At 66.5% G+C, this 18658-nt stretch carries 14 protein-coding genes; 5 read left to right on the forward strand and 9 right to left on the reverse strand.

Features of this window, described 5'->3' with window-relative positions; translation table 11 throughout:
- Positions 1-99: 99 nt before the first annotated feature.
- Entirely contained in the window at positions 100-996 is an 897-nt protein-coding gene (locus HAP47_RS27760) for a LysR family transcriptional regulator (protein ID WP_173641863.1), read from the reverse strand.
- A 257-nt stretch (positions 997-1253) separates the two neighbouring features.
- Between HAP47_RS27760 and HAP47_RS27765 the strand changes: the two genes are divergently transcribed.
- From HAP47_RS27765 to HAP47_RS27785, 5 genes are read left to right on the forward strand one after another with little or no spacing between them, the layout of a single operon-like run.
- Complete coding sequence (locus HAP47_RS27765) at positions 1254-1730, forward strand: formate dehydrogenase subunit gamma (protein WP_173641862.1); 477 nt, start codon at positions 1254-1256, stop codon at positions 1728-1730.
- Positions 1727-3295 carry an NADH-ubiquinone oxidoreductase-F iron-sulfur binding region domain-containing protein gene (locus tag HAP47_RS27770; protein ID WP_173641861.1) on the forward strand — a complete coding sequence of 523 codons (1569 nt, stop codon included), beginning with the start codon at positions 1727-1729 and terminating at the stop codon, positions 3293-3295. Before HAP47_RS27765 ends, HAP47_RS27770 begins: the two co-directional genes overlap by 4 nt.
- Before the next feature lie 13 nt (positions 3296-3308).
- Positions 3309-6185 carry a formate dehydrogenase subunit alpha gene (gene fdhF, locus HAP47_RS27775; protein WP_173641860.1) on the forward strand — a complete coding sequence of 959 codons (2877 nt, stop codon included), beginning with the start codon at positions 3309-3311 and terminating at the stop codon, positions 6183-6185.
- Between the two features lie 2 nt (positions 6186-6187).
- Complete coding sequence (gene fdhD, locus HAP47_RS27780) at positions 6188-7024, forward strand: formate dehydrogenase accessory sulfurtransferase FdhD (protein WP_173641859.1); 837 nt, start codon at positions 6188-6190, stop codon at positions 7022-7024.
- Positions 7008-7229: a formate dehydrogenase subunit delta gene (locus HAP47_RS27785; protein ID WP_173641858.1), complete on the forward strand. Its 222-nt coding sequence runs from the start codon at positions 7008-7010 to the stop codon at positions 7227-7229. The genes fdhD and HAP47_RS27785 overlap by 17 nt, the downstream gene beginning before the upstream one ends.
- 139 nt (positions 7230-7368) lie before the next feature.
- Here the strand turns inward: HAP47_RS27785 and HAP47_RS27790 are convergent, their stop codons facing one another.
- The 8 genes from HAP47_RS27790 to ccmI all read right to left on the reverse strand — a co-directional run bounded on the left by HAP47_RS27790 (position 7369) and on the right by ccmI (position 18637).
- Positions 7369-10332, reverse strand: a complete 2964-nt coding sequence (locus tag HAP47_RS27790) for a bifunctional [glutamine synthetase] adenylyltransferase/[glutamine synthetase]-adenylyl-L-tyrosine phosphorylase (protein ID WP_173641857.1) — start codon at positions 10330-10332, stop codon at positions 7369-7371.
- A complete protein-coding gene (locus HAP47_RS27795) occupies positions 10329-11783 on the reverse strand; it encodes a sensor histidine kinase (RefSeq protein WP_173641856.1) in 1455 nt (484 codons plus the stop codon). The genes HAP47_RS27790 and HAP47_RS27795 overlap by 4 nt, the downstream gene beginning before the upstream one ends.
- The gene (locus HAP47_RS27800; protein ID WP_173643086.1) at positions 11767-12447 is read right to left on the reverse strand and encodes a response regulator transcription factor; all 681 of its coding nucleotides are present in this window, start codon (positions 12445-12447) and stop codon (positions 11767-11769) included. The genes HAP47_RS27795 and HAP47_RS27800 overlap by 17 nt, the downstream gene beginning before the upstream one ends.
- Before the next feature lie 265 nt (positions 12448-12712).
- Positions 12713-14296, reverse strand: a complete 1584-nt coding sequence (locus HAP47_RS27805; RefSeq protein ID WP_173641855.1) for a Do family serine endopeptidase — start codon at positions 14294-14296, stop codon at positions 12713-12715.
- Between the two features lie 171 nt (positions 14297-14467).
- Positions 14468-14974 carry a cytochrome c-type biogenesis protein gene (locus HAP47_RS27810; RefSeq protein ID WP_173641854.1) on the reverse strand — a complete coding sequence of 169 codons (507 nt, stop codon included), beginning with the start codon at positions 14972-14974 and terminating at the stop codon, positions 14468-14470.
- A complete protein-coding gene (locus HAP47_RS27815; RefSeq protein ID WP_173641853.1) occupies positions 14974-16959 on the reverse strand; it encodes a heme lyase CcmF/NrfE family subunit in 1986 nt (661 codons plus the stop codon). Before HAP47_RS27815 ends, HAP47_RS27810 begins: the two co-directional genes overlap by 1 nt.
- Positions 16956-17453: a cytochrome c maturation protein CcmE gene (gene ccmE, locus HAP47_RS27820; protein WP_173641852.1), complete on the reverse strand. Its 498-nt coding sequence runs from the start codon at positions 17451-17453 to the stop codon at positions 16956-16958. The genes HAP47_RS27815 and ccmE overlap by 4 nt, the downstream gene beginning before the upstream one ends.
- Positions 17454-17512: 59 nt before the next feature.
- A complete protein-coding gene (ccmI, locus tag HAP47_RS27825) occupies positions 17513-18637 on the reverse strand; it encodes a c-type cytochrome biogenesis protein CcmI (protein ID WP_173641851.1) in 1125 nt (374 codons plus the stop codon).
- Positions 18638-18658 lie beyond the last annotated feature (21 nt).

Consider the following 18658-nt stretch of genomic DNA (forward strand, 5'->3'; position numbering starts at 1 on the left):
GAAAACGAGACGAAACAGGAATCGCTTCGCGACGGGCTGTGCGCCGCGAATGGCTCAAGTGGGAACTGCGATGGGAGCGTCTCGGCCGCTGGCCGCGCGCTACGCGCTCTCCAGCTTCGGCGCGACCTCGCGTGCGACCTGCACCAGGGCGGCGATCAGCGGTGTCATCGGATCCCGCTGCGGGATCACCAGGCCGATGCTGTAGTCCACGACCGGATCGACGATCGGAATGCTGCGCACGGCATCGGCAAGGCCGAGCGTCTCGGCGAGCTTGGCCGGCATCACGCTGGCCCAGCGTCCGGTCTTCACATGGGTGTAGAGCACGAGCAGTGAATTCGACGTCAGCGTCGGCGTCGCCTCCGCGCCGACCGAGGTCAGCGCGCGATCGATGATGCGGCGGTTCTGCATGTCGGGCGTGAGCAGGCATAGCGGCACGGTGCCGACTTCCTTCCACGTCACCTGCTTGCGATCGCCGAACATCGCATCCGGCGCCGTCAGCAGACGATAGCTCTCGTTGTAGAGCGGGATGGTGCGGACCTTGCCGATCGGCTCGTTCTCGATGTAGGTCAGCCCGGCGTCGACCTCGAGATTCTCGAGCAGGCCGAGCACGTCGGCGGACGTGCAGGACTGGATGCGAAACCGCACATCGGGATGGCGCGCCCGGTACGGCGTGGTGAGCGAGGCCACCATGCCGAGCGCAGTCGGAATCGCCGCGATCCGGATCTCGCCCGACAGCTTGTCCTTGAGGCTGTTGATCTCCTGCTTCATCGCCCGCGTGTCGCCGACAATGCGCCGCGCCCAGTCCAGCGTGCGTTCGCCCTCCGGCGTGAAACCCTGAAACCGCGATCCGCGCTGCACCAGCATGACGCCGAGGATCTCCTCGAGCTGCTTGAGACTGGTCGACATGGTCGGCTGGGTGACCCCGCAGGCCTCCGCAGCCCGGCCGAAATGCCGTTCCTTGGCCAGCGCCAGCAGAAGTTCCAGCTTGTCGATCAAGGTTCAAACTCCTTCGGAAAACGGCGCCCCCAATGGCGGCCCGATATGCCCATAGGTAGCACGATCGGGGTGCGATCCCGAAATCCAAAGCGTCCCGGAAGTCCGTGATTCCAGAACATTATTGCGATCCCGGATCGACCCATTCGGCAACGCTATTAATCGCGTTTCGCAATCGCCGCATGAGACAGCTTTATTGATGTTTCGAAGGATTCCAATTCTCATGTGCAAAGCAAAAAACTGGATCGTGGGAAGCGCTGATGACGGTGGGATACGAACATTGGGAGAAGGCGCGCGGCGCTGAGATCATCGCCGAGCATGCCGGGCTTGAAGGCGCCACGCTGGTGATCCTGCACGCGCTGCAGGAAGCCTTCGGCTATGTGCCGGAGCCTGCGATCCCGATGGTTGCGGAGGCGCTCAATCTGTCCCGCGCCGAGGTGCACGGCGTGTTCACCTTCTACCACGACTTCCGCAAACAACCGGCCGGACGCCACGTCCTCAAGCTCTGCCGCGCCGAGGCCTGCCAGGCTGCCGGCGGCGACCGGCTTGCGGCGCGCGCCGAGGCCAAGCTCGGCGTTTCCCTGGGGAATACCACGGCTGACGAGCGCGTGACGTTGGAGCCGATCTACTGCCTCGGGCTCTGCGCCACCGCTCCCTCGGCGATGCTGGATGGCCGGCTGGTCGGCCGGCTCGATGAAGCGCGCATCGACGCGCTGGTCGCGGAGGCACAGCGATGACGATGCGAATTTACATCCCCCGCGACGCCGCGGCGGTCGCTGTCGGCGCCGACGATGTCGCTCTCGCCTTCGCGCAGGCCGCAGCAGCGCGCGGCGCAGCGATCGAGATTGTCAGGAACGGCTCGCGCGGGCTGTGCTGGCTGGAGCCGATGGTTGAGCTCTCGACCGCCCAAGGCCGCATCGCGTTCGGCCCGGTGACGCCTAAGGACGTTCCATCGCTGCTCGATGCGATGGCCGAAAACGGCCAGCATACCCTGCGGCTTGGTGTCACGGATGAGATCCCCTGGCTGAAACGCCAGACGAGACTGACCTTCGTCCGCTGCGGCGTGGTCGATCCGCGCTCGGTCGACGACTACCGCACTCATGGTGGCTACAAAGGCCTGGAACGGGCGCTGACGCTGAGCTCCGACCAGATCCTTGCCGACGTCACCACGTCTGGCCTGCGCGGCCGCGGCGGCGCCGGTTTCCCGACCGGCATCAAGTGGAAGACGGTGGCGCAGGCCAGCGCCGACCGCAAATACATCGTCTGCAATGCCGACGAAGGCGACAGCGGCACCTTCGCCGACCGCATGATCATGGAAGGCGACCCCTTCGTCGTGATCGAGGGCATGACGATCGCGGGTATCACGGTGGGCGCCACCAAGGGCTACATCTACATCCGCTCGGAATATCCGCATGCGGTCGAGGCGATGAACGCGGCGATCGTGGCCGCCCGCCGCGCCGGCTTCCTCGGCAAGCGGATCGGCGGCTCCGCGCACGAGTTCGATCTCGAGGTCCGCGTCGGCGCCGGCGCCTATGTCTGCGGCGAAGAGACCTCGCTGCTGGAGAGCCTTGAGGGCCGCCGCGGCATCGTGCGGGCCAAGCCGCCGCTGCCCGCGCATAAGGGCCTGTTCGGCCGCCCGAGCGTGATCAACAACGTGCTGTCGTTCGCGGCGATCCCCTTCATCCTCGACAATGGCACCAAGGCCTACGCCGATTTCGGCATGGGCCGTTCGCGCGGCACGATGCCGATCCAGCTCGCCGGCAACATCAGATATGGCGGGCTGTTCGAGACCGCGTTCGGCGTCACGCTCGGCGAGCTCGTCGACGAGATCGGCGGCGGCACCTTCACCGGACGCGAGGTGCGCGCGGTGCAGGTCGGCGGTCCGCTCGGCGCCTACTTCCCCCGCGCGCTGTTCGACACGCCGTTCGACTACGAGGCATTCGCCGCGCGCGACGGCCTGATCGGCCATGGCGGCATCGTGGTGTTCGACGATACCGTCGACATGGTCAAGCAGGCGCGCTTCGCGATGGAGTTCTGCGCGATCGAATCCTGCGGCAAATGCACGCCGTGCCGGATCGGCTCGACCCGCGGCGTCGAGACCATCAACAAGATCATCAACGGCGAGCGCGTGGTGGAAAACCTCGCCGTGATCGAAGACCTCTGCAACACCATGAAATTCGGCTCGCTGTGCGCACTCGGCGGCTTCACGCCCTACCCCGTGATGAGCGCACTGAAACACTTCCGGGAAGATTTTGGCGGAGATTTAGGTCCCGCACCGGCCCGGCTGCAGGCCGCGGAATAGCAAGGAGATCACGATGTCGCTGATCCAGGAAATCGATTTCGGCACGCCAAAATCCAAATCCGAGGCGATGGTCACGCTGACCATCGACGGCAATCAGATCACGGTGCCCGAGGGCACCTCGATCATGCGCGCGGCGATGGAGGCCGGGACCCAGATTCCAAAGCTCTGCGCGACCGACATGGTAGACGCTTTCGGCTCCTGCCGGCTCTGCCTGGTCGAGATCGAGGGCCGCGCCGGCACGCCCGCCTCCTGCACCACGCCGGTGATGAACGGCCTCGTCGTGCACACCCAGAGCGAGCGGCTGAAGAAGCTGCGCAAGGGCGTGATGGAGCTCTACATCTCCGACCATCCGCTGGACTGCCTGACCTGCGCCGCGAACGGCGACTGCGAATTGCAGGACATGGCGGGCGCGGTCGGCCTGCGCGACGTGCGCTACGGTTATGAAGGCGAGAACCACGTCTTCGCCAAATCGCACGGCTGCGAAAACGACAACTGGATGCCGAAGGACGAATCCAATCCTTACTTCACCTACGATCCCTCGAAGTGCATCGTCTGCTCGCGCTGCGTCCGCGCCTGCGAGGAAGTGCAAGGCACTTTCGCGCTGACGATCTCCGGCCGCGGCTTCGACAGCCGCGTCTCGCCCGGCATGAGCGAGAGCTTCCTCGGCTCCGAATGCGTGTCCTGCGGCGCCTGCGTGCAGGCCTGCCCGACCGCGACGCTGACCGAAAAATCCGTGATCGAGATCGGCCAGCCCGAGCATTCGGTCGTCACGACCTGCGCCTATTGCGGCGTCGGCTGCGCCTTCAAGGCCGAGATGCGTGGCGAGGAAGTGGTGCGCATGGTGCCGTGGAAGGACGGCAAGGCCAATCGCGGCCATTCCTGCGTCAAGGGCCGCTTCGCCTGGGGCTACACGACCCACAAGGAGCGCATCCTGAAGCCGATGATTCGCGAGCGGATCGAGGATCCCTGGCAGGAAGTGTCGTGGGACGAGGCGCTGAATTTCGCCGCCGCGAAATTCAAGGGCATCCAGCAGAAATACGGCCGTGACGCGGTCGGCGGCATCACCTCGTCGCGCTGCACCAACGAAGAGACCTATCTGGTGCAGAAGCTGATCCGCGCCGGCTTCGGCAACAACAATGTCGACACCTGCGCCCGCGTCTGTCATTCGCCGACCGGCTACGGCCTGTCGCAAACCTTCGGCACCTCGGCCGGCACCCAGGATTTCGATTCGGTGGAGGATACCGACGTCGTGCTGATCATCGGCGCCAACCCTGCCTCGGCTCACCCAGTTTTCGCTTCGCGCCTCAAGAAGCGGCTGCGCCAGGGCGCCAAGCTGATCGTGATCGATCCGCGCCGCACCGAGATGGTTGAATCGCCGCATGTGAATGCGCTGCATCTGCCGCTGTTGCCCGGCACCAACGTCGCCGTGCTCACCGCGCTCGCCCATGTCATCGTCACCGAAGGGCTGGTCGACGAGGCCTTCGTGCGCGAGCGCTGCGACTGGAGCGAGTTCGAGGATTGGGCCGCCTTCGTCGCGGAGCCGAAGCACAGCCCTGAAGCCACCGCGATCATCACCGGCGTCGATCCGAACGCTCTGCGCGAGGCGGCGCGGGTCTATGCCAACGGCGGCAACGGCGCGATCTATTACGGGCTCGGCGTCACCGAGCACAGCCAGGGCTCGACCACCGTGATCGCGATCGCCAACCTCGCGATGGTGACCGGCAATATCGGCCGGCCCGGCGTCGGCGTGAACCCGCTCCGCGGCCAGAACAACGTGCAGGGCTCCTGCGACATGGGCTCGTTCCCGCACGAGTTGCCGGGCTATCGCCATATCTCCGGCGACGCGGTGCGCGAGCAGTTCGAGGCGATGTGGAACGTCAAGCTCAACAACGAGCCCGGCCTGCGCATCCCCAACATGTTCGATGCCGCGATCGAGGGCACCTTCATGGGGCTCTACGTTCAGGGCGAGGATATCCTGCAATCCGACCCCAACACCAAGCATGTGGTGGCGGCGCTGTCGGCGATGGAATGCGTGATCGTCCACGACCTGTTCCTGAACGAGACCGCGAACTACGCCCACGTGTTCCTGCCCGGCTCGACCTTCCTGGAAAAGGACGGTACCTTCACCAACGCCGAGCGCCGCATCCAGCGCGTCCGCAAGGTGATGACACCGCGCAACGGCTATGCCGACTGGGAAGTGACAATCCTGCTCGCCAAGGCGATGGGCTTCGAGATGCACTACAACCATCCGTCGGAAATCATGGACGAGATCGCGGCGCTGACGCCGACCTTCACCGGCGTCTCCTACGCCAAGCTCGACGAACTCGGCTCGGTGCAGTGGCCTTGCAACGAGAAGGCGCCGGAAGGCACGCCGGTGATGCATATCGGCGGCTTCGTGCGCGGCAAGGGCAAGTTCATCATCACCGAATATATCGCGACCGACGAGCGCACCGGCCCGCGCTACCCGCTGCTGCTCACCACGGGCCGCATCCTCAGCCAGTACAATGTCGGCGCGCAGACCCGCCGCACCGAGAACGTGGTGTGGCATGCCGAGGACCGACTCGAGATCCATCCGCACGACGCCGAGCAGCGCGGCGTGCGCGACGGCGACTGGGTACGGCTGGCGAGCCGTGCCGGCGAGACCACGCTGCGCGCGCTGATCACTGATCGCGTGGCGCCGGGCGTGGTCTACACCACGTTCCATCACCCCGACACCCAGGCCAACGTGATTACGACCGACTTCTCGGACTGGGCGACCAACTGTCCTGAGTATAAGGTCACCGCCGTTCAGATCTCGCCGTCGAACGGACCGTCCGACTGGCAGAAGGCCTATGACGAGCAGGCCCGCCACTCCCGCCGCATCGCGCCGGTGGTGGAAGCCGCGGAGTAGCGATGCGCGAACCCGTCTACCAGGCGAAGCGGAAGGTCTGGCGCGACGGCGTCTTCAGCGAGGGCGTGCGCCTGATCCCGGAGGAGACGCCGCTGGCGCTGACTTATAATGGCGGCACCTACGCCGTGATGATGGGCTCGCCCGAGGACCTCGGCGACTTCGCGGTTGGCTTCAGCCTGAGCGAAGGCATCGTGCAATCGGCCGATGAGATCGAGACCCTCGGCATTGTCGAGCTCGACGACGGCATCGAACTTCGGATGTGGCTCAAGCCCGACAAGGCCGAACGGATCGTCGAGCGGCGGCGCAACATCGCCGGCCCGACCGGCTGCGGCCTGTGCGGGCTCGATTCGATCAGCGAGGCGGTCCGGCCGGCCGCGGTGGTGCCCGCAGGCCGCGTCTTCGCGCCGCGCGAGATCATGACCGCGGTGGCGGCGGTCGCGCCGCTGCAGGAGATCAACCACCAGACCCGTGCCGTGCACGCCGCCGCGTTCTGGACGGCCACGCGCGGCATCGTCGCGCTGCGCGAGGATGTCGGCCGCCACAATGCGCTCGACAAGCTCGCCGGCGCGCTGGCCCGAGACAAGGTCGTTACAAGTGATGGCGTGGTGCTATTGACCAGCCGCGTCTCGGTCGAAATGGTGCAGAAGACCGCCGCGATCGGCGCGCCGCTGATTGCTGCCGTGTCGGCCCCGACCGCGCTTGCGGTACGGATGGCGGATGCCGCCGGCATCACGCTTGCCGCGATCGCCCGCGCGGATGGATTTGAAGTCTTTACGCATCCGGAACGCGTCACAGGCGCGGTGCCCGGCAAGGAGTCCGCTTATGTCGTCGTCGCCTGACAAACTGGTCTATATGGCGAACCAGATCGGGAAGTTCTTCCACAGCCAGGGGCACGACCGTGCGGTGCAGGGCATTTCCGAGCACATCTGGAAGTTCTGGGACCCGCGGATGCGCAAGCAGATCTTTGCCCATCTCGACACCGGCGGCGCCGGCCTTGACCCCGACGTCCGCGATGCCTTGCAGAAGCTGAAGCAGCAGGCGTAGCCAGCCGCCCTGCTCTATCACCGTCACCCTAAGGAGGCCGCGAAGCGGCCGTCTCGAAGGGCGACGGCCCGGCTGGTGGCCGTGCATCCTTCGAGACGCGCTACGCGCTCCTCAGGATGACGGGTCGAGCTCCTTCTCCCTACCCCCCGCCCACGATCGCGTTGAAGACGCGACGCACCTCGCTTTGCGTCTCGCGCAGGCGGGCTTCAAGCGCGGAGAAATCCGGCGCGTCGCCGGCCCGCGCCATCACGCGCCGCAAATCCTCGCCCGCCGTCTCCGGATTGAACTTGCCGGTGACGCACAGCCGCAGGATCTGCGTGAGATCATGATAGAGCCGCGCTGCCGAGCGCAGGATCTCGGCCTCGGACTGGCCGAGCAGGCCGAGCTTGGCGGCATACTCGAGCACCTGCAGCGTCGAGACGCTGAGGATCTCCGGCTTCGCTGAGGCGTGCGCGAGCTGGAGATATTGCGCGATGAAATCGATGTCGACGAGTCCGCCGGCGGCAAGCTTGAGGTCCCAGACGTCGTCCTCGCCCTTCTCCAGCGCGATCGCGCGCCGCATGTCGGCAACGTCGGCTGCGGTCGACACTGCATCGCGCGGCCGGGTCAGCACGCTGCGGATGATCGCCTCGATCCTCTCGCGGAATTCCGGCGACGACGAGATCACGCGCGCGCGCGTCAGGGCCATGTGCTCCCAGGTCCACGCCTCGCGCTCCTGGTAGTCGGAAAATGAGTCGATCCGCGAGGCGACCGGGCCGGCCCGCCCCGACGGCCGCAGCCGCATGTCGACCTCATAGAGCACGCCGTAATTGGTCCGGGTCGTGAAGGCGCTGATCAGGCGCTGGGTGAAGCGGGCAAAATACTGCGCGCCGTGCAGCGAACGCTCGCCGTCGGAGTCCGGCGCCTCGCTGTCGAAATCGTAGAGCAGGATCAAATCGAGGTCGGAGGACGCCGTCATCTCGCGGCTGCCAAGCCGGCCCATCGCGACGATCGCGGTCTCCTGCCCCTTGATCCGGCCATATTGCGCGGCGAACTGGTCGGTGACGAGGCCGTGCACGGTGTGCACAATGCCTTCCGCGACGTCGGCAAAGGCCGTGCTGGCGTGCTGCGCCGACACCGTGCCGGACAGGATCCGCGTGCCGATCAGGAACAGGCTCTCCTGGCCGAACAGCCTCAGACGATCGAGGAAGTCCTCATAGGACGAGGCATCCTGCAGCGTGGCGGCAAGTCGCTCCGACAGCTCCTTCTTGTCCGGCATCGCGCCGAAGAAACGCGGATCGACCAGGCCGTCCATGATCTGCGGCTGCCGCGCCAGCATGTCGCCGAGCCGCGGTGCCGCACCGAGGATCAGCGCCACCAGCGCGACGAAATCGCGATTCTGGCTCAGCAGCGAGATCAGCCGCCCGCCCCGCTGCAACGCGCCCAGGAAACGGTCGAATGCCGCGACCGCATCGTCAGGCTCCTCGGCATCCGCGAGGCCATCGATCAGGCCGGGAATGAACTCCAGGAATGCCGCCCGGGTCGCCTCCACGCGCAGCGCGCGATAATCACCCTCGATCCATTGCTGCACGGTGCCCGCGACCATGACCGGCTTCTTGAAGCCGAGACTGGCGAGATGCTCGATCAGGCGACCGTCTTCGGGGCCCGCCCCATAGTCGACATCCGGCAGCTTCGCGCTCCCGGTCGGATCGTCGCCCTCGAACAGCTTGCCGTAATGGTTCTGCACGATCTCGAGCTGGCCGAGCAAATCCCTCGCGAAGGCCTCGCGATCCGCGTAGCCGAAGAAATGCGCGAAGCGCTCGACGTCCTCGGGCGCTTCGGGCAGCGAGTGGGTCTGCTCGTCGGCGATCATCTGCAGCCGGTGCTCGACCCGGCGCAGGAATTCGTAGGCCGTGGTCAGCTCGTCGCGCGCCTCAAAGGTGATCCAGTTGCTCTCGGCGAGCACATTGAGCGCCTCCAGCGTCGGCCGCACCCGCAACTCCGGATGGCGGCCACCGGCGATCAGTTGCTGGGTCTGGGCGAAGAACTCGATCTCACGGATGCCGCCGCGGCCGACCTTGACGTTGTGGCCCTCGACCGAGATCTCGCTTTGGCCGCGATAGGTCTGCATCTGCCGCTTCATGTCGTGGACGTCGGCCAGCGCGGCAAAATCCAGATGCTTGCGCCAGACGAATGGCGCGAGCTCGGCGATCAACGCCTCGCCGGCCTTGGGATCGCCGGCACAGGGCCGCGCCTTGATCATCGCGGCGCGTTCCCAAGTGCGTCCCTCACGCTCGTAATAATGCAAGGCGGCGTCGGTCGAGATCGCGACCTGGGTCGAGGCCGGGTCCGGACGCAGCCTGAGATCGACCCGGAACACATAGCCCTCGCCCGAGCGCTGCTGCAGCATCCGCGCCATCGCCTGGGTGACGCGCACGAAGAACGGCTGCGGCTCGATATCCTCGGCGAGCGAGGTGGCCGTGCGATCGAAGAACACGATCAGGTCGATGTCGCTGGAATAGTTCAGCTCGCCCGCGCCCATCTTGCCCATCGCAAGCACGATCAGGCCCGAACCCGCTTCCGGACGCTCGGGATCGACGGCAGTCATGCGGCCGCGGGCGACCTCCTGCAGGAACAAGTATCGCAGCGCCGACTGCACCGAATTCACCGCGATGTCGGTCAGCGCTGCCGTCACCCGCATCACCGGCCAGACGCCGCCGATGTCGCACAGCGCGATCATCAGCGCGGCCTCCGCCTTCATGCGGCGAAGCAGAACCATCACGTCGGCCTCGCTGCCGGCGGCGAGCACGTCGCCTGAGGTCGTCTCGATCAGGTTCGCAAGATGCGACTCCGGGTCGCATGACAGGATCCGGATCAGCCGCGCGGCATCAGCCCGCGCGAGCTCGAACAGATAGGGCGAGAACTCGGCAATGCCGCGCAGGATGTCCCGTGCGAACGGGTGCTCCAGCAACGCCGCGAGCGCAGCCGATTGCGCCGGCTCGAGCTCGGCGAGCCAGTCGGTCAGGCGCTGATCGGCGGATTGGGGCGCGGCGACACGCGGTCCGTCCGCGAACCGCGCGGCCAGATGGTGTCGATCCGCGTTTCCCGGCGCGGCGGCATTCATGCCGCCTTCTGTGGCACATCCTGCGTTTGAGCCGCAAGCCTGTCACTGCCGCCCGCCCGCGCCGGCAGCACCAGGGTGGCCACCAGCCCCGGATGGGCATCGCCGAGCCGCAGCTCGCCGCCGTGGAGCGTGGCAACCGCCGAGGCCAGGCTGAGGCCGAGACCGGACCCGGGTAAGGTGCGGCTCGCCTCGAGCCGGACGAAGCGCTCCACCGCGTGCTTGCGGTCACCTTCCGGGATGCCCGGACCGTGGTCGGTGACGCTGAGCAGGACCTGATCGCCGTCGCGCCGGGCCTCGATCAGGATCTCCCGCGCATCGGCCTTCATCGGCTCCACGCCCGCTTCGGGCTTGCCATATTTGATGGCGTTCTCGACCAGGTTGGCGACCGCCTGACTGATCAATTCACGGTTGCCGTGAATCGGCGCCGGCGCGGTCTTCACCTGCAGCGTCATGCCGTCGTCCTCGGCGAGCGGCTCGTACAGTTCGTGGATGCCGTTGGCGACGTCGGCACCGTCGAAATCGTCCATGTTGCCGCGCGCCTGGCCGGACTCGGCACGCGCGATCATCAACAGCGCGTTGAAGGTGCGGATCAAGCCGTCGGACTCCTCGATCGTCCGCTCCAGCGCCGCGCGATAATCGGCCTCGCAGCCCGACCGCGCCAGCGCCTCCTCGGCGCGGTTGCGCAGCCGCGTCAGCGGAGTCTTGAGGTCGTGGGCGATGTTGTCGGAGACCTCTTTCAGCCCCGTCATCAGCGCCTCGATGCGCTCCAGCATGACATTGAGATTTTCCGCGAGACGGTCGAGCTCGTCGCCGCTGCGGCCGACCGGCAGCCGGCCGGACAAATCGCCCGCCATGATGCGCTTGGTGGTGCCGGTCATGGCGTCGATCCGGCGCAGCACGCGGCGCGCGACGAAGATACCGCCACCGATGCCGAGCACGACGACGACGAGGATCGACCATTGCGCGGCCTTGGCGACGATGCCGAAAAGCCGCCGCCGCTCCTCGAGGTCGCGCCCGACCAGGAGGCGGAAACCGTTATCCATCTCGGTGACCCGCACCAGCGCGCGGTGATCGGTCTTGTCCTGGTCGTCGAACCGGCGATAGGCGGTCTCGCTCCAGCCCTGCACGCTCATCACGCCAGGCGCCAGCGAGCCGACATTGCCGGCCAGCGCCTGCCCGTTCGGCGCCGTTAGGAGATAGAGGTTGGCGCCCGGCCGCAGCGCACGATTGCCCATGGTGGTCAGCAGGCCGTGCAGGCCCCGACGGTTATAGATGGCGGTGATCTCGCCGATCTCGACGTTGACGGTGGTCGTGATCTGCTCGGTGATCAGCCGCCGCGTGTTCCAGGCAAAATAAGCCAGCAGCGACGCGGCAAACAGCGCGAACAGAAACAGGTAGACCAACGTCAGCCGAAACGCCGTGGTCCGGATCAGTTTACCGAATGCCGTCACGGATCATATACCCCGCGCCGCGGATGGTATGCAGCAGCGGCCTCTCGAAGCCCTTGTCGATCTTGGAGCGCAGCCGCGAGATGTGCACGTCGATGACGTTGGTCTGCGGATCGAAATGATAATCCCAAACGTTCTCGAGCAGCATGGTCCGCGTCACCACCTGGCCTGCATGCTTCATCAGATATTCGAGCAGGCGGAACTCGCGCGGCTGCAACGTCAGCTCGTCCTTGCCGCGGGCGACGCGATGCGACAGCCGATCGAGCTCGAGGTCGCCGACCCGATAAGTCGTCTCCTCGGCCGGCCCGACATTGCGCCGGGACAGCACCTCGACGCGCGCGAGCAGCTCGGCGAAGGAATAGGGTTTCGGCAGATAGTCGTCGCCGCCGGCGCGCAGGCCCTTGATCCGGTCGTCGACCTGGCCAAGCGCCGAGAGAATCAGGACCGGCGTCCGGTTGCCCTTGTCGCGCAGGAGGCCGATCAGCGACAGGCCGTCACGCTTCGGCAGCATGCGATCCACAACCAGAACGTCGTAGTCGCCGGTCTCCGCCATCGACAGGCCTTCCTCGCCGTCGGAGGCGAGATCGGCGATATAGCCGACTTCACGGAACGCCTTGACCAGATAGTCGGCTGATTCGCGGTCGTCTTCGATGATCAGGATGCGCATTTGCGGAGCGGTTGCGGTCACGGGAATGGGCCCTCTGTCAGCATGGCGCGGCCGGCCTGCACATGCAAGACGACCGCGAATATTCCGGATTGTCTGAAAAAAGTGGGCGGTGAAGCTGGGGGACCTCACCGCCCTGAGACCTTCCGACAGAGGGGGGCATATTCCATCGAAAGGCAACATAGGGAGCGAGCAAGGGGCCCGCCCTCCGGAACGCGCCGTCGGCGGGGGCGACGAATGCCGGCGACGCGTTCCAACTCATAGATAGTTATCCCTTGGCCAGCGGCACTGCCACAAAGCGCGACGAACCGCCGCTCTTCACGCGCATGAGAACGCTGTTCTTGTTGTCATTGCGCGCCGCGGTGATCGCGTCACGCACCTCACCGGCGGAGCCGACGGACTTGCCGGCGACCTCGAGGATCACGTCGCCTTCCTTGAAGCCCCGCTCGGCGGCAGCACTCTTGGGATCGACTTCAGTCACGACCACGCCATCCTTGCCAGCGCCGGCCACGCTGTTGGCCGGTGCCACAGTGAGGCCCAGTTTCGGCACGTCGGTGCCGCGGGACGAGTTGCCCTTGTCGCTGTTGTCGGTGTCAGCCTTGGCTTCCAGGTTGTTCGGCAACTGGCCGAGCGTGAGGTTGACGGTCTTGTCCTGACCCTTGTGCAGCACGTTCAGCTTCACGGCATTGCCGGGCGCGAGGCCGCCGATGGTGCGGGCGAGTTCGCGCGCATCCTTCACCGGCTCGCCATTGACGGCGGTGATGACGTCACCGGACTCGATGCCGGCCTTGGCCGCGGGGCCGTTGGCCTGCGGTTCGGCAACCAGCGCGCCTTCGGCCTTCTTCATGCCGAGGCTGTCGGCGATGTCGGAGGTCACCGGCTGGATCTGGACGCCGATCCAGCCGCGGCTGACCGAGCCCTTGTCCTTCAGCTGGGCAACGACGCTCTTGACGGTCTGGGCCGGGATCGAGAACGCGATGCCGACGCTGCCGCCGGACGGCGAGTAGATCGCGGTGTTGACACCCATCACCTCACCGGACACGTCGAACGCCGGGCCACCCGAATTGCCCTTGTTCACGGGCGCATCGATCTGGATGAAATCGTCGTACGGACCGTTGCCGATGTCGCGGCCGGAGGCGGAGACGATGCCCGCCGTCACGGTGCCGCCGAGACCGAAGGGATTGCCGACCGCCAGCACCCAGTCGCCGATGCGCGGCTTGGTGTCGGAGAGCTTGGCGAACTGGAAGTTGGAGCCGCCCTCGACCTTGATCAGCGCGAGATCGGTGCGCGGATCGGTGCCGATAACCTTGGCGGAATAGGTCTTGCCGTCGTCGGTCGTGACTTCGACCTTGTCGGCGCCGTCGACGACGTGATTGTTGGTCACGGCATAGCCGTCAGCCGAGATAAAGAAGCCGGAGCCCTGGCCCGTCACCACGCCACCGCCACGCGGTCCACCGCGCAGGCCCGGGGGCAAGCCATCCGGACCGCCGAAGCGGCGGAAGAAGCGCTCCATCGGCGAACCCGGCTGGAACGGCGAATCGTCATTGTTGCTGTCGTCCTTCGCGACCTTCTCGCGAATGTTGACCTTGACCGAGATCACCGACGGCTTCACGCGCTCGACGATATCGGCAAAGCCGACCGGCTGCTGAACCTTCTTGACCTCGTTATTGACCTGCGCGTGCGCGGGCGTCGTGAACAGGTCGGCCGGATTGTGGGTGGGGCTGAAGCCGTAGGTGGCGGCACCGAGGCCGGCCACGACCGACGCCATCAGCGCGAGTTTGCGGGCAGAGAACAGCGAGCGCTTTGGCGCCTTGTAGGACGGAAGGGTCGAGAGGTCGGGACGGTCGGTCATATCTTGATATCTCCAGGGCCAGAATCAGTCGGTGCGGGGGCGAGCACCTGATGCGCCTGAACATGGGGTCATCAGCCTTACGGGGCGCTGGCTGCGGAATTAAACTTTGGTAATTGAGCCGGCCTGTGCTGCGGCAGAATAGCGCATGCAAATTAAGGGCTTAGAAAGGAACTAAAGCGGCTTGTCCGGCGCAGATTCGGCCGCCAGCAGCCGTTGCAGGCGGGCCTCTTCGTCGGACGTCAATTCGGGGGTGGAATCGCCCCCACCGGCGGCCGGATTTGCCTTGCGCCGGCCGAGGCGCCAGAGCGCGAAACCGCCCAGCAAGAGCGCCAGCGGCGGGGTCAGCCACAGCACCAGCGTATGCTCGTTGAGGCGCGGCTTCAGCAGCACGAATTCGCCATAGCGGGCCACCAGGAAATCGATCACTTGGCTATCGCTGTCGCCGGCCGAGATGCGTTCGCGCACCAGCAGGCGGAGGTCGCGCGCCAGCGGCGCCTCCGAATCGTCGATCGACTGGTTCTGGCAGACCATGCAGCGCAGTTCTTTCGAGAGCTCGCGCGCCCTCGCCTCCTTGGCCGGGTCCGCCATGATCTCGTCGGGCAGCACGGCCCGGGCGGGCATCGCGCCGAGCACCAGGGTCGCCGCAAGCGCGGCGGCTGCAAGAGCGCGCGACCGCATCACTCGGCCGCCTGCAATGCGCGCGCCGCTTTCGCCGCCGGTTTCGGCGCGCCGACCCGCAAGCGGCGGTCGGACAGCGACAGCATGCCGCCGAACGCCATCAGCATCGGGCCCCACCAGATCATCAGCACCAGCGGCTTGTGATAGATCCGCACCGCGATCGCGCCGTCGGCCGAGGTATCGCCGAGCGAGATGTAGAGCTGGCTCGCGCCGCGCGTCAGCAGCGCGGCCTCGGTCGTCGAGGCGCCGCGGGTCGTGAAGTTGCGCTTCGATGGGGTCATCACGCTGGCCATCTCGCCGTCACGCGTCACGGTGAATTGCGCGACCATCTCGCGGAAGTTCGGCCCTTGCCGTGGATTCAGGCCATCAAGCCGCAGCTCGTAGCCGGCGACGCGGGCGACGTCGTCGGGCTTCATGGAGCCGATATATTCGCTGTTCCAGGTGGTCTCGCAGACGATCCCGATCAGCGCGACGCCGAGACCGGCATGCGCGAAGGCGGTGCCCCAGGTCGCGCGCGGCAGGCCGCGTGCGCGGCGCAGCGAGAGCGACAGCGGAATCCGGAACAGCGCGATGCGTTCGGCGAGATCGCACAGCGCGCCCATGATCACGAAGGCCGCAAGCCCGATCGCGAGCGGCGCCAGCGTCGCGCCGCCATAGGTCCACGCAAACACCAGCGCGATCGCAACCAGCGCGGCGATGCCGGCGACCATCAGCCGCTGCGCGGCGCCGAGCAGGTCGCCGCGCTTCCAGGCCAACAGCGGCCCGAACGGCACCGCGAGCAGCAGTGGCACGAACAGCGGCGCGAAGGTGAAGTTGAAGAACGGCGCGCCGACCGAGATCTTCTCGCCGGTCAGGACCTCGAGCGCCAGCGGATACAGCGTGCCGATGAACACCGTCGCGCAGGCGGTGGTGAGCAGCAAATTGTTGAGCACCAGCGCGCCTTCGCGCGAGATCGGCGCGAACAGCCCGCCCTGCTTCAGCGCCGGCGCGCGCCAGGCATAGAGCGACAGGCTGCCGCCGATGAAGACGAACAGGATCAGCAGGATGAAGACGCCGCGCGTTGGATCGGTGGCGAAGGCGTGGACCGATGTGAGCACGCCGGAGCGCACCAGGAAGGTACCGAGCAGCGAGAGCGAGAAGGTCAGGATCGACAGCAGGACGGTCCAGACCTTCAGTGCGTTGCGCTTCTCCATCACCAGCGCCGAATGCAACAGCGCGGTGCCGGCAAGCCAGGGCATCAGCGAGGCGTTTTCGACCGGGTCCCAGAACCACCAGCCGCCCCAGCCGAGCTCGTAATAGGCCCAGTAGGAGCCCATCGCGATGCCGAGCGTCAGGAATATCCATGCCATCAGCGTCCACGGCCGCACCCAGCGCGCCCAGGCGGCGTCGATCCGGCCCTCCAGCAGCGCCGCCACCGCGAACGAGAACGAGATCGAGAAGCCGACATAGCCGAGATAGAGCATCGGCGGATGCACCGCGAGGCCGATGTCCTGCAGCACCGGATTGAGGTCGCGTCCCTCGATCGGCGGATTAGCGATGCGCAGGAACGGGTTCGAGGTGATCAGGATGAACAGGTAGAAGGCGCTCGCGACCCAGGCCTGCACGGCCAGCACATGCGCGCGCAGCGACAGCGGCAGATTGTTGCCGAAGGCCGCGACGAGGCCGCCGAACAGCGCCAGGATCGACACCCAGAGCAGCATCGATCCTTCATGGTTTCCCCACACGCCGGTGATCTTGTAGAGCAGTGGCTTCAGCGAATGCGAATTCTCGTAGACATTGGCGACCGAGAAATCCGAGGTGACGTGGAGCGTCACCAGCGCCGCGAACGACGCCGCGACGAACAGCAATTGAGCTAGCGCGGTCGAGCGCGCGACGTTCATCAGCGCCGCATCGCGCCAGCGCGCGCCGACGATCGGCACGATCGACTGGATCAGCGCGAGGGCGAGCGCGAGCACCAGGGCATAATGTCCGCTTTCTGCGATCACCGCATGGCTCCCTGGGTCGGCGCCGCGGAGGCGCTCGGCATGCTGTTTGGTTTGGCGCCGTAGTCGTCCTTCCAATGGCCCTGCTTCTTCAGGGCGTCGGCGACGTCCTTCGGCATGTAGGTCTCGTCATGCTTGGCGAGCACGGTGTCGGCCCGGAACACGCCGCTCGCATCGAGCGCGCCCTCGGCAACCACGCCCTGCCCCTCGCGGAACAGATCCGGCAGGATGCCCTTGTAGGCGACCGGCAGCGTCGCGCCGCCGTCGCCGACGGTAAAGGTCACGGCAAGATTGTCGCCGCGCTTGAGCGAGCCTTGCTCCACCAGCCCGCCGAGGCGGAACCGCTTGCCCGGACCGAGATGCTTTTCGGCGACCATCGATGGCGTCGAGAAGAACACGATGGAATCGCGCAGCGCGTTCAGCACCAGGCCCGCGGCGACCGCGAGCACGACGAGCGCGCAGCCGATCAGTGTCAAACGCCGTTGCTTCCTGGTCATGGTTCATCCTTGCGCATGACATTCGCCGAAAACCGCAGCACATGTTTCGGCATCATGCGTTATCCATCCAACCCGAGACTCTTCAGCCCCTCATTGAGCTGGCGCAACCGATCCGCATCATTGGCCACCGCCTGGCGGGCATCCGCAAGCGCGCTCATCGCCTTGTCGCGCTGTCCCATCACGAGATAGGCGCGAACCAGCCGCAGCCAGCCCTCGACATCGTCGCCGTTGGTCTTCAGCCGCGTCGCCAGCCGATCGACCATACCCTGGATCATGGCGCCGCGATCGGCCTCGCTCATGTCCTTGGCCGCCGCCACCGCGCCGTCAGGCAGCGCGGGTGCGCTGACGCCACCGGGTGCGCTGGCGCCACCGACGCGAACCAGCGCGGCCTGCACCAGCGGCCGCCATGGCGCGTCGGACGGCGCCTTCGCCATCATCTTCTGCCAGATCGCGGCGGCGTCGGCCTTGCGGCCGTCCTGCTCGGCGGCGAGGCCGAGGAAATAGTTGGCCTTGGCATCGTCGCCATTCAGCGCGACCGAGCGCTCGAACTCCGCCTTGGCGTCCGCAGTGACCACGCCGCCGGCGCTCCCCATCAGCGCCTCGCCGAGATCGGCGCGGCGATCGGCGCTGTCGCCAGCATAGGTGATGGCATTGCGATAGGCACGCACCGCGTCATCGTAGCGCCCAAGGCGCGACAGCACCGGCGCCAGCACCGTCCAGCCGCGGCCGTCGGTCGGGTTCTTCTCCAGATGGGCCTCGACCTGCGCGACCAGATTGGTGAGCGGCTGGTTGGCATCGGCCACCCGGCTGCGCTCGGCGAGCGGAAAGTCGCCAAGGCGCGGCGAGCCGAGCGCGAGATAGAAGCCCGAGGAGATGACCGGCAGCCCGACCAGGGCCACGATCGCAGCTGTGCGCCGCAGACTGAGACTGCCCTGCACCGGGGCTTCGCGCTCGCTCTGGTCGGCGGCGGCCAATAGCCGGCGGCTGATCTCGATCCGCGCAGCATCGGCCTCGGCGGCGCCGATGATCCCGGCGGCCATGTCGCGGTCGATTTCGGCGAGCTGGTCCTGGTAGACAACGGCCTCACTGCCGCCGGTATCCGCCCGTCCGCGGCGGCTGAGCGGCCACAGTACGGCAAAGATCGCCGCGACCGTCATCAGCGCGAACACAAACCACAGCGTCATCAAGCGGTTCCCGGATGGAGC

The sequence above is a fragment of the Bradyrhizobium sp. 41S5 genome (assembly GCF_011516665.3).
Taxonomy (GTDB): Bacteria; Pseudomonadota; Alphaproteobacteria; order Rhizobiales; family Xanthobacteraceae; genus Bradyrhizobium; species Bradyrhizobium quebecense.

Excerpts from the sequence above, each read along its gene's own strand:
- HAP47_RS27765 (WP_173641862.1), top strand. The coding sequence starts at position 1,254 with ATGACGGTGGGATACGAACATTGGGAGAAGGCGCGCGGCGCTGAGATC.
- HAP47_RS27770 (WP_173641861.1), top strand. The coding sequence starts at position 1,727 with ATGACGATGCGAATTTACATCCCCCGCGACGCCGCGGCGGTCGCTGTC.
- fdhF (WP_173641860.1), top strand. The coding sequence starts at position 3,309 with ATGTCGCTGATCCAGGAAATCGATTTCGGCACGCCAAAATCCAAATCC.
- fdhD (WP_173641859.1), top strand. The coding sequence starts at position 6,188 with ATGCGCGAACCCGTCTACCAGGCGAAGCGGAAGGTCTGGCGCGACGGC.
- HAP47_RS27785 (WP_173641858.1), top strand. The coding sequence starts at position 7,008 with ATGTCGTCGTCGCCTGACAAACTGGTCTATATGGCGAACCAGATCGGG.
- HAP47_RS27790 (WP_173641857.1), bottom strand. The coding sequence starts at position 10,332 with ATGAATGCCGCCGCGCCGGGAAACGCGGATCGACACCATCTGGCCGCG.
- HAP47_RS27800 (WP_173643086.1), bottom strand. The coding sequence starts at position 12,447 with ATGCGCATCCTGATCATCGAAGACGACCGCGAATCAGCCGACTATCTG.
- HAP47_RS27805 (WP_173641855.1), bottom strand. The coding sequence starts at position 14,296 with ATGACCGACCGTCCCGACCTCTCGACCCTTCCGTCCTACAAGGCGCCA.
- HAP47_RS27810 (WP_173641854.1), bottom strand. The coding sequence starts at position 14,974 with ATGCGGTCGCGCGCTCTTGCAGCCGCCGCGCTTGCGGCGACCCTGGTG.
- ccmE (WP_173641852.1), bottom strand. The coding sequence starts at position 17,453 with ATGACCAGGAAGCAACGGCGTTTGACACTGATCGGCTGCGCGCTCGTC.
- ccmI (WP_173641851.1), bottom strand. The coding sequence starts at position 18,637 with ATGACGCTGTGGTTTGTGTTCGCGCTGATGACGGTCGCGGCGATCTTT.